Here is an 11,852-nt window from a genome sequence, read left to right on the forward strand (position 1 = left end):
CAACCGTAATTTGCATTATCGATATAGATAAAATTCGTACTTTTAATTTAATAACATCAAACTAATGCATCGTATTATGAAGAACAAAAAACTTCTTTGCAGCGTTTGTTTCCTGTTTGCTTTCATGTCAGTCCTTTGGGGGCAAAACATAACAGTGAAAGGAAACGTTACTTCTAAAACGGACGGACAGCCGGTCATCGGCGCCTCTGTTGTTGAAGCTACAGCTACTGCTAATGGAACAATTACTGATTTAGATGGTAATTTCACCCTTTCGGTTCCAGCTAACTCTACTTTAAAGATTACGTATATTGGTTATAAACCGGTGACCGTAAAATCGGCTACTATCGTTAATGTATTATTGGAGGAAGACACTCAAATGGTAGATGAAGTGGTCGTAACAGGTTATACCACTCAACGTAAAGCCGACCTGACCGGTGCTGTTTCCGTAGTGAAAGTCGACGAAATCCAGAAGCAAGGGGAGAACAACCCGGTGAAAGCACTTCAAGGCCGCGTACCCGGTATGAATATTACGGCAGATGGAAATCCGAGCGGATCGGCTACCGTACGTATTCGTGGTATCGGTACGCTGAACAACAACGATCCTCTTTATATCATCGACGGAGTTCCTACCAAAGCCGGTATGCACGAATTGAACGGAAACGACATTGAATCCATTCAAGTACTGAAAGATGCTGCTTCGGCATCTATCTATGGTTCGCGTGCTGCAAATGGCGTTATCATCATTACTACCAAACAAGGAAAGAAAGGTCAGATTAAAGTAAACTTTGATGCTTCGGTTTCAGCTTCCATGTATCAAAGTAAGATGGATGTGTTGAATACGGAACAGTACGGACGTGCCATGTGGCAAGCCTATGTAAACGATGGCGAGAACCCGAATGGTAATGCTTTGGGATATAACTATAATTGGGGCTACAATGCCAACGGAAATCCGGTACTATACGGTATGAGTCTTTCCAAATACCTGGACTCGAAGAATACAATGCCTGTGGCAGATACCGACTGGTTTGATGAAATTACCCGTACAGGTGTCATCCAGCAATACAATCTTTCTGTCAGCAACGGTTCGGAGAAAGGTTCTTCCTTCTTCTCTCTGGGATATTACAAAAACCTGGGTGTAATCAAAGATACAGACTTCGACCGTTTTTCCGCCCGTATGAACAGCGATTATAAATTAATTGATGATATATTGACTATCGGTCAGCATTTCACCTTAAACCGTACTTCGGAAGTACAAGCTCCCGGCGGAATTATTGAAACTGCTTTGGACATTCCTTCCGCTATCCCCGTTTATGCTTCGGATGGTTCATGGGGAGGACCGGTAGGCGGATGGCCGGACCGTCGTAATCCTCGCGCGGTACTTGAATACAACAAAGACAACCGATACACTTACTGGCGTATGTTCGGTGATGCTTATGTGAATCTAAGCCTCTTCAAAGGATTCAATGTTCGTTCTACTTTTGGTTTGGACTACGCAAACAAACAAGCCCGTTACTTCACCTATCCTTATCAGGAAGGAACACAGACCAACAACGGCAAGAGTGCCGTAGAAGCCAAACAGGAACACTGGACCAAATGGATGTGGAATGCCATTGCCACTTACCAGTTAGAAATAGGCAAGCATCGTGGAGACGTCATGGCAGGTATGGAGCTGAACCGGGAAGACGACAGTCATTTCTCCGGCTATAAAGAAGATTTCTCTATCCTTACTCCCGACTATATGTGGCCCGATGCAGGTAGCGGCACAGCACAGGCTTATGGTGCCGGTGAAGGTTACTCGCTTGTCTCTTTCTTCGGCAAAATGAACTATTCTTATGCAGACAAATATCTGCTTTCATTGACGCTCCGTCGTGACGGTTCTTCCCGCTTCGGTAAAAACCATCGTTATGCCACTTTTCCTTCCGTTTCTTTGGGATGGCGCATCACACAGGAGAGCTTTATGAAGGAACTGACTTGGTTGGACGATCTGAAACTGCGTGCTTCATGGGGACAGACCGGTAATCAGGAAATCTCCAACCTTGCCCGTTACACTATCTACGCTCCTAATTATGGAACAACAGATTCATTTGGCGGTCAAAGCTACGGTACGGCATACGATATTACAGGTTCTAACGGAGGCGGTACTCTGCCTTCCGGATTCAAACGTAACCAGATCGGTAATGACAATATCAAGTGGGAGACAACCACACAGACGAACGTCGGTATCGACTTCAGCCTGTTCAAGCAATCCTTGTACGGTTCATTGGAATACTATTACAAGAAAACAACCGATATCCTGACTGAAATGGCAGGAGTGGGAGTATTGGGAGAAGGTGGCAACCGTTGGATTAATTCGGGCGCAATGAAAAACCAGGGTTTTGAATTCAACTTGGGCTACCGCAACAAGACTGCCTTCGGACTGACTTACGACCTGAACGGAAACATCTCCACTTACCGGAATGAAATTCTTGAACTGCCGGAGACAGTGGCTGCCAATGGAAAGTTTGGTGGTAATGGAGTAAAAAGTGTAGTCGGTCATACATACAACTCACAAGTGGGCTACATTGCCGACGGTATCTTCAAATCACAAGAAGAAGTGGACAATCACGCTACGCAGGAAGGTGCAGCCGTAGGCCGTATCCGCTACCGCGACATCGACCATAACGGTGTGATTGATGAAAAAGACCAGGAATGGATTTACGATCCGACTCCTGCTTTCAGCTACGGATTGAATATCTACCTGGAATATAAGAACTTCGACCTGACTATGTTCTGGCAAGGTGTTCAAGGAGTAGATATCATCAGTGACGTGAAGAAGAAGAGTGACTTCTGGAGTGCATCCAACGTCGGCTTCCTGAACAAGGGAACCCGCCTGCTCAATGCCTGGTCGCCTACTAATCCGAACTCTACGATTCCGGCATTGACCCGCAGCGATACAAACAATGAACAGCGTGTTTCCACTTACTTTGTTGAAAACGGTTCCTTCCTGAAACTGCGTAATATCCAATTAGGCTATACAGTTCCGGCAGTAATCTCCAAGAAGTTGAGAATGGAACGTTTACGTTTCTATTGCAGCGCACAAAATCTGCTGACGATCAAGAGTAAAGACTTTACGGGAGAAGACCCCGAAAACCCGAACTTTTCTTATCCGATCCCTGTGAATATCACCTTCGGACTTAACATCGGATTTTAATTCACTTCATTTATAAAACGAACTATCATGAAAAAGATACTATACATAGCAACCATCGGATTTACCTTGCTGACAAGCAGTTGCAACGATTTTCTGGATCGTCAGGTTCCGCAGGGTATTGTGACCGGCGATCAGATCGCTTCTCCCGAATACGTGGACAACCTCGTGATTTCAGCCTACGCCATTTGGGCAACAGGTGACGACATCAACTCTTCCTTCTCGCTTTGGAATTATGACGTGCGTTCCGACGATTGTTATAAGGGCGGTTCCGGTACGGAAGACGGCGGTGTGTTCAACGCGCTGGAGATTTCTAAAGGTATCAACACTACCGACTGGAACATCAACGATATATGGAAAAGACTGTATCAATGCATCACCCGTGCCAACACAGCCTTGCAATCACTCGATCTGATGGATGAAAAGACTTATCCGTTGAAGAACCAGCGCATTGCTGAAATGAGGTTCCTGCGCGGACATGCTCACTTCATGTTGAAGCAACTGTTTAAGAAGATCGTTATAGTAGACGATGAAAACATGGAACCGGATGCTTACAACAAGCTTTCGAATACCACCTATACCAATAACGAACAATGGCAAAAGATAGCAGACGACTTTCAGTTTGCCTACGACAACCTGCTGGAAGTGCAAATAGAAAAAGGACGTCCTACACAGGCTGCGGCTGCTGCTTACCTGGCAAAGACTTACCTATATAAGGCTTACCGTCAGGATGGAGTGAACAACAACCTTACCGGTATCGACGAAGAAGACCTGAAGCAGGTAGTGAAATATACCGATCCTCTCATCATGGCCAAAGCCGGTTACGGATTGGAAAATGATTATAGCATGAACTTCCTGCCTCAATATGAAAATGGCGTAGAGTCTGTATGGGCGATTCAATATTCTATCAACGACGGAACATACAACGGTAACCTGAACTGGGGAATGGGACTGACAACTCCGCAGATACTAGGCTGCTGTGACTTCCACAAACCGAGCCAAAATCTGGTGAATGCTTTCAAAACCGACTCGCAGGGAAAACCGTTGTTCAATACCTACGATAATGAGAACTACGAGGTTACGTCAGACAATGTAGACCCCCGTTTATTCCACACGGTAGGTATGCCGGGCTTCCCTTATAAATACAACGAAGGCTACATGATTCAGAAGAATGATGACTGGAGCCGTAGCAAGGGACTTTACGGATATTATGTTTCTCTCAAAGAGAATGTAGACCCGGATTGTGACTGTTTGAAAAAAGGTTCTTATTGGGCAAGTTCTCTGAATCATATCGTCATCCGTTATGCAGACGTATTGCTGATGCGTGCCGAAGCCCTGATACAGTTGAACGACGGACGCATTGCCGATGCCATCTCACTTATCAATGATGTCCGCAGTCGTGCAGCCGGAAGTACCATGCTGATTTTCAATTACAAAGAAGAGTACGGAGTAAACTTCAAAGTAACTCCTTATGAACTGAAAGCATATACACAGGACGAAGCCATGAAAATGCTGAAATGGGAACGCCGTATAGAGTTCGGTATGGAAAGCTCACGTTTCTTTGACCTCGTAAGATGGGGAGAAGCCAAAGACGTTATCAATGCTTATTATGTGACCGAAGCAGCCCGTTGTTCTATTTACAAGAATGCAGGTTTCACGGAAAATAAGAACGAATACCTTCCAATCCCATTCGAACAGATCAGTGCCAGTAACGGAAATTATACACAGAATTTCGGTTGGTAATCATCAATTTTAAAACAAAGAATAAAATGAAATCAATCATAAAACAACTCTATACCATCCTGTTGGTGACTGTAACATGCCTGACAGTTGCGGGATGTGGCGATGACTTCAAATCCAATCTTCGTCTGGACGGAGATGTATGGGTGAACTCTATTAAACTGGATGAATACGCAGGGACGATCGATTATCAGAATAAGACAATCGTAGTGGGAGTTCCTTACGATTATGACGTTACCCGAATGGCCGTCAGTGAAATCAATCTTTCCGAAGGTGCTACGGCGAGCATCGCTGTTGGTGAAACAATCGACTTTTCTCTTCCCGTATCTTTGACCGTGAAGAATGGCGACGTACAGATGAGCTATACGATTACCGTGAAGAGAGACGAAGCAAAGATACTGACCTTTAAGTTGAATGATACTTATGTAGGAAAAGTAGACCAGTTATCAAAAACAATCTCTGTAGTTGTTCCGCTGACAGTGGATATTACCCAGTTGAAAGGTACATTCACCGGATCAGATGGAGTCACTGTGACTCCGGCATCCGGCAGCATTCAGGACTTTACCAACCCTGTCACTTATACAGCAACTTACCGTTCGGCAGTGACTCCTTATGTAGTAACAGTTACTCAAGGAAATGTAATTCCGACTGCCTTTATCGGCACAGCTTCTTCTGTGAGCCAACTGACAAGTCCTGAAGAAAAAGCCGCTGCCCAGTGGATGATGGATAATATATCCATGTCCGAATACATCTCATTCAAAGATGTAGTAGACGGAAAAGTAGATTTAGGTAAATATACTGCAATCTGGTGGCATTTCCACGCAGACAATGGTGATAATCCTCCTTTGCCGGATGATGCGAAAGCTGCCGTAGAGAAATTTAAAGTCTACTATCAAAACGGTGGCAACCTGTTGCTGACCCGCTATGCAACTTTCTATATTAAGGACCTTAGCATTGCAAAAGACGAGCGTGTACCCAACAACAGTTGGGGAGGAAACGAAGACTCACCTGAAATTACGTCTTCTCCGTGGAGCTTCCCGATTACCGGTAGCGAATCGCATCCGTTGTTCCAGGATTTAAGATGGAAAGATGGCGACAAATCGACAGTATATACTTGTGATGCCGGCTATGCGATAACCAATAGTACAGCACAATGGCATATCGGAACAGACTGGGGAGGTTATGCCGACTTGAACGAATGGCGTAACCTGACAGGAGGAATTGACCTGGCACGTGGAGGTGACGGTGCGGTAGTCATTGCCGAATTTGAGCCGCGCGCCAACAGCGGACGCACAATTTGTATCGGCTCCGGTTGTTACGACTGGTACGGTAAAGGCGTAGACGCTTCTGCCGACTACTACCACTACAACGTAGAGCAAATGACTCTGAATGCAATCAACTACTTATGTAAATAAAAGAATAAGCAATAATTATGAAAAATATGATCTTACATATAGCAATCACCACGCTGTTGGCCTCAATGACCGCTTGCAGTGATGAGATGGATCCCGTATTGACTCAAAGAGACTGGGATGGTACAGCCACTTACTTCCAATCGACCGACGAGCATGGCTTCTCGATGTACTATAAACCGCAGGTAGGCTTTGTTGGTGACCCGATGCCATTCTATGATCCGGTTGCCAAAGACTTTAAAGTGATGTACCTGCAAGACTACCGTCCGAACCCCGAAGCTACTTACCACCCCATTTTCGGGGTGGCCACCAAAGACGGTGCTACTTATGAATCTCTCGGCGAACTGATTCCGTGTGGAGGTCGTGACGAACAGGATGCTGCCATCGGTACAGGAGGTACCATCTATAATCCGGTTGATAAACTCTACTACACCTTCTACACCGGCAATAAATTCAAACCTTCTTCCGACCAGAATGCACAGGTAGTCATGGTAGCTACCTCTCCCGACTTTAAAACATGGACCAAGAACCGCACTTTCTATCTGAAAGGAGATACGTACGGCTATGACAAGAATGACTTCCGCGATCCGTTCCTGTTCCAGACCGAAGACGGCGTTTATCACATGCTGATTGCCACCCGTAAAAACGGAAAAGGACACATTGCCGAATTCACCTCTACTGACCTGAAAGAGTGGGCGTCTGCCGGCATATTTATGACCATGATGTGGGACCGTTTCTATGAATGTCCGGACGTATTCAAGATGGGAGACTGGTGGTATCTGGTCTATTCGGAACAAGCTTCCTTCATGCGCAAGGTACAATATTTCAAAGGCAAAACACTTGAAGAACTGAAAGCAACCACCGCCAATGATGCCGGAATATGGCCGGACAATCGGGAAGGTATGCTGGACAGCCGTGCATTCTATGCAGGCAAGACTGCTTCCGATGGAACCAACCGTTACATCTGGGGCTGGTGTCCTACCCGTGCCGGTAATGATAATGGAAACGTAGGGGATGTAGAACCCGAATGGGCTGGCAACTTGGTGGCACAACGCCTCATTCAGCACGAAGACGGTACATTGACTCTAGGAGTTCCCGATGCAATCGACCGTAAATACACTTCCGCACAAGAGGTAAAAGTGATGGCTAAAGACGGAAACGTAACAGAAAGCGGTAAAACCTATACGTTGGCCGAAGGAGCTTCCGTTATCTTCAACCGGTTGAAAGTACACAACAAGATTTCCTTTACCGTAAAAGCATCCTCGAATACAGATCGTTTTGGAATCTCTTTCGTCCGTGGAACGGACTCCAAATCATGGTATAGCATCCACGTCAACGCTGACGAGGGTAAAGCCAACTTCGAGAAAGACGGTGACAATGCCAAATACTTGTTTGATAACAAATTCAATATTCCGGCGGATAATGAATACCGTGTGACGATTTACAGTGACCAATCGATTTGTGTGACTTACATCAACGACCAGTTATCTTTCACGAACCGCATCTATCAAATGCAGAAGAATCCGTGGTCACTCTGTTGTTATAAAGGTGAAATCACTGTATCAGATATTCAAGTGAGCACCTATTAATAGAAAAGTAACATCTTTTACAGTGTTTGAAACAAAAGTGATAGGCGTTTCATCCCGGAGCGCCTATCTTTGCACTGTAACAACCTTAATACCATAAAGCATGAATTTAAGACTCTCTTCCAAACAAATTCAAACCTTCGCGGTTTTATTTTGTATGATTGTGATGAATATCTCTCTATCCGCCCGTGCAGACAACTCTCCTCTATTAATTAAAGATTTAGGAGAAGGACATTGCCTCGTACGTGTCAACACTAACCAGAAGTATCTGTTGTTGCCCGTAGAAGATGCATCGCCCGATGTGCGTATCAGCCTGATTGTTAATAATAAAGAGGTAAAGAACTTCGATGTCCGTCTGGCCATCCATAAAGTCGATTACTTTGTTCCGGTAGACCTTTCCGACTATTCCGGCAAACTAATTTCTTTCAAATTTAAAATGAACTCCAACGACCTGGTTCGTGTCAACCTTTCGCCGGACAACACCGCTTGCTGCAAGGAAATGAAATTGTCCGACACGTTCGATACAAGCAATCGTGAAAAGTTCCGTCCCACTTATCATTTCTCTCCCCTTTACGGATGGATGAACGACCCGAACGGAATGGTATACAAAGACGGCGAATACCACCTTTTCTACCAATACAACCCTTACGGTTCCAAATGGGGAAATATGAACTGGGGACATGCCATCAGCAAAGACCTCGTAAACTGGGAACATCGCCCCGTAGCAATCGCCCCGGATGCATTCGGTACTATCTTCAGTGGCTCCGCCGTGATAGATCATCATAATACCGCCGGCTTCGGTGCAGGCGCCATCGTCGCCATCTATACACAAAACAGCGACCGTCAGGTGCAAAGCATTGCTTACAGCACCGACAACGGACGTACCTTTACCAAATACGAAAACAATCCTGTATTAGTATCTGAAGCACGTGACTTCCGCGACCCGAAAGTATTCTGGTACGAAGGCACCAAACGCTGGATCATGGTATTGGCAGTAGGGCAGGAAATGCAATTCTTCTCTTCCCCCAACTTGAAAGACTGGACATTTGAAAGCAGCTTCGGCAAAGGACACGGCGCACACGGAAACGTTTGGGAATGTCCCGACTTATTCGAACTCCCGGTAGAAGGAACAAATGAAAAGAAATGGGTACTGCTTTGCAGCCTCGGCGACGGTCCTTTCGGTGACTCGGCCACTCAATATTTTGTAGGCTCCTTCAACGGAAAAGAGTTTGTAAACGAATCACCCTCCAAAACCAAATGGATGGACTGGGGAAAAGACCATTATGCCACCGTGACTTGGAGTGACGCTCCCGACAACCGCCGCATCGCTATCGCATGGATGAGCAACTGGCAATACGCAAACGATGTTCCTACCTCCCAATACCGTAGCCCGAACTCCGTTCCCCGTGACTTGAGCCTGTTTACCGTAGATGGTGAGACTTACCTCCAATCAGCTCCCTCTCCCGAACTGCTGGCTTTGCGTGATGCTTCCAAGAAACGCTCGTTCAAAGTAGACGGAACACGCACAATTAAAGAAATGATTCCCGGTAATGACGGTGCATACGAAATAGAATTGACAATCGAAAATCAACGTGCAGACGTAATCGGCTTCCGTCTCTACAATGACAAAGGCGAAGAAGTGGATATGCAGTATGACATGAAAGAAAAGAAATTCTCGATGGATCGTCGCAAGAGCGGAGAGGTCAGCTTCAATGAGAATTTCCCAATGTTGACCTGGACGGCCATTGAAAGTGGAAAAGACGAATTGAAACTCCGTCTGTTTGTTGACAAATCCAGTGTGGAAGCCTTTGGTGATGGCGGACGTTTTGTGATGACTAATCAAGTATTCCCGTCGGAACCTTACACTCATATCGACTTTTACAGTAAAGGAGGAGCGTATAAAGTAGATTCGTTTGTGATCTACAAGTTGAAGAAATAAGCTTATTCTCCTTACTCTATGCGTTCTTTCCTCGTTTCTTTGGAGTAGAATACTTCTTTCCCTATAGACTAATACTTCTTTCCTTATGGAAGAGTACGTCTGTCCTAGTGGAAGAGTTCTACTAAAGTGCGGAGACACTTTCTTCAAAGCCACGGTTCCGTTAGTTCGTCACGGCCGTGGTAACCCAACAATACCGTAGCTTTAAAGTAACAAGGAACGGGAGATACACCAACTATATAAAGGACTGATGCATACATTGCCGTAGGGTTATGTGTTCCGCCCTATGGAAACAGAATTCATCATATAAAAGAAAAAATAATGGAAAACAGTAAAAACTCTTCCCTCTCCAAACTAATCCCGGTGATGCTTTGCTTCTTCGCCATGGGATTCGTTGACCTGGTAGGCATTGCCTCCAATTACGTAAAGGCAGACCTTGGGCTGTCGGACTCACAGGCGAATATCTTTCCGTCACTGGTATTCTTCTGGTTCCTGATTTTCTCCGTACCCACCGGCATGCTGATGAGCCGCATTGGTCAGAAGAAAACCGTATTGCTTAGTTTGATTGTGACTTTCGCTTCTCTGTTGCTACCCGTTTTCGGCGACAGCTATATGCTGATGTTGATTTCCTTCTCCCTCCTGGGCATTGGAAATGCGTTGATGCAGACTTCTCTGAATCCGTTACTTTCCAATATCGTGCGTGGCGACCGCTTGGCGAGTAGCCTGACTTTCGGCCAGTTTGTGAAAGCCATTGCTTCTTTCCTGGCACCTTATATCGCCATGTGGGGAGCGACACAGGCCATTCCGACTTTCGATTTAGGCTGGCGCATCCTGTTCCCTATTTATATGATTGTGGCCGTCATCGCTATTCTTCTGCTCAATGTCACACAGATTGAAGAGGAGAAAGAAGATGGCAAACCGTCTACTTTCGGACAATGCATCGCCCTGCTTGGTAAACCGTTTATCCTGCTTTGTTTTATTGGTATCATGTGTCATGTCGGCATTGACGTAGGTACGAACACTACCGCCCCGAAGATTCTGATGGAGCGCATCGGTATGGGATTGGATGATGCTGCTTTTGCAACTAGTCTTTATTTTATTTTCCGTACGGCGGGCTGTTTTCTGGGTTCTTTCATCTTGCGTAAGATGTCTCCGAAATCTTTCTTCGGCATTAGTGTGGTGCTGATGTTGATTGCCATGATCGGTTTGTTTATCTTCCATGAAAAGGCAATTATCTATGCCTGCATTGCCTTAATTGGTTTCGGTAACTCCAATGTGTTTTCCGTTATCTTCTCGCAGGCATTGCTCTATTTGCCGGGTAAGAAAAACGAAGTTTCCGGCTTGATGATTATGGGACTTTTCGGCGGGACGGTGTTTCCGTTGGCAATGGGAGTAGCTTCGGATACTTCCATGGGACAGAATGGTGCTATTGCCGTAATGACGGTGGGCGTGCTTTATCTCTTGTATTATACGTTCCGTATCAGAAAATAATTTTATAACTTTGGAAACAATAAAACCCGTATATCATGAATAATATAATTGTAGGAATGGGCGAAGCACTTTGGGATGTGTTGCCCGAAGGAAAGAAAATCGGTGGTGCTCCGGCAAACTTTGCCTATCATGTATCACAGTTTGGTTTTGACAGTCGTGTAGTGAGTGCCGTAGGCAGGGATGAACTGGGAGAAGAAATTCTGAAAGTATTCAACGAGAAGAAGTTGAAGATGCAGATTGAACAGGTCGATTATCCTACCGGTACGGTGCAGGTGACGCTCGATGACGAGGGCGTGCCTTGTTACGAAATCAAAGAGGGCGTGGCGTGGGACAACATTCCCTTTACGGATGAGCTGAAACGTCTGGCCTTGAGCACACGTGCTGTTTGCTTCGGTTCGCTGGCTCAACGTAATGAAGTGAGCCGTGCCACTATCAATCGCTTTCTGGATACGATGCCCGATATAGACGGACAGCTCAAGATATTTGATATCAATCTCCGC

7 protein-coding genes are annotated in these 11,852 nt (G+C 45.6%); all 7 read left to right on the forward strand.

Annotated features, from left to right (window positions below; all coding sequences use genetic code 11):
• Positions 1–76 precede the first annotated feature (76 nt).
• Positions 77–3,190 carry a SusC/RagA family TonB-linked outer membrane protein gene (locus AB5217_RS15570; protein ID WP_032843874.1) on the forward strand — a complete coding sequence of 1,038 codons (3,114 nt, stop codon included), beginning with the start codon at positions 77–79 and terminating at the stop codon, positions 3,188–3,190.
• A 27-nt stretch (positions 3,191–3,217) separates the two neighbouring features.
• Positions 3,218–4,930 (forward strand): RagB/SusD family nutrient uptake outer membrane protein, encoded by a 1,713-nt coding sequence (locus AB5217_RS15575; RefSeq protein ID WP_032843848.1) that lies wholly within the window; start codon positions 3,218–3,220, stop codon positions 4,928–4,930.
• Positions 4,931–4,956: 26 nt separating this feature from the next.
• On the forward strand, positions 4,957–6,342 hold the full coding sequence (locus AB5217_RS15580) for a DUF4960 domain-containing protein (protein WP_032843846.1): 1,386 nt from the start codon (positions 4,957–4,959) through the stop codon (positions 6,340–6,342).
• A 17-nt stretch (positions 6,343–6,359) separates the two neighbouring features.
• A complete protein-coding gene (locus AB5217_RS15585; RefSeq protein ID WP_032843845.1) occupies positions 6,360–7,928 on the forward strand; it encodes a glycoside hydrolase family 32 protein in 1,569 nt (522 codons plus the stop codon).
• Between the two features lie 100 nt (positions 7,929–8,028).
• Positions 8,029–9,864 (forward strand): DUF4980 domain-containing protein, encoded by a 1,836-nt coding sequence (locus AB5217_RS15590; protein WP_032843843.1) that lies wholly within the window; start codon positions 8,029–8,031, stop codon positions 9,862–9,864.
• 318 nt (positions 9,865–10,182) lie between these two features.
• Complete coding sequence (locus AB5217_RS15595; protein ID WP_004307083.1) at positions 10,183–11,352, forward strand: MFS transporter; 1,170 nt, start codon at positions 10,183–10,185, stop codon at positions 11,350–11,352.
• Positions 11,353–11,387: 35 nt separating this feature from the next.
• A partial coding sequence (locus AB5217_RS15600) for a PfkB family carbohydrate kinase (RefSeq protein ID WP_368117368.1) occupies positions 11,388–11,852 on the forward strand: 465 nt, incomplete at its 3' end.

It is taken from the genome of Bacteroides sp. MSSM.1001136sp1_RTP21357st2_D2_RTP21359_211015, from assembly GCF_040913205.1.
Classification (GTDB): domain Bacteria; phylum Bacteroidota; class Bacteroidia; order Bacteroidales; family Bacteroidaceae; genus Bacteroides; species Bacteroides ovatus.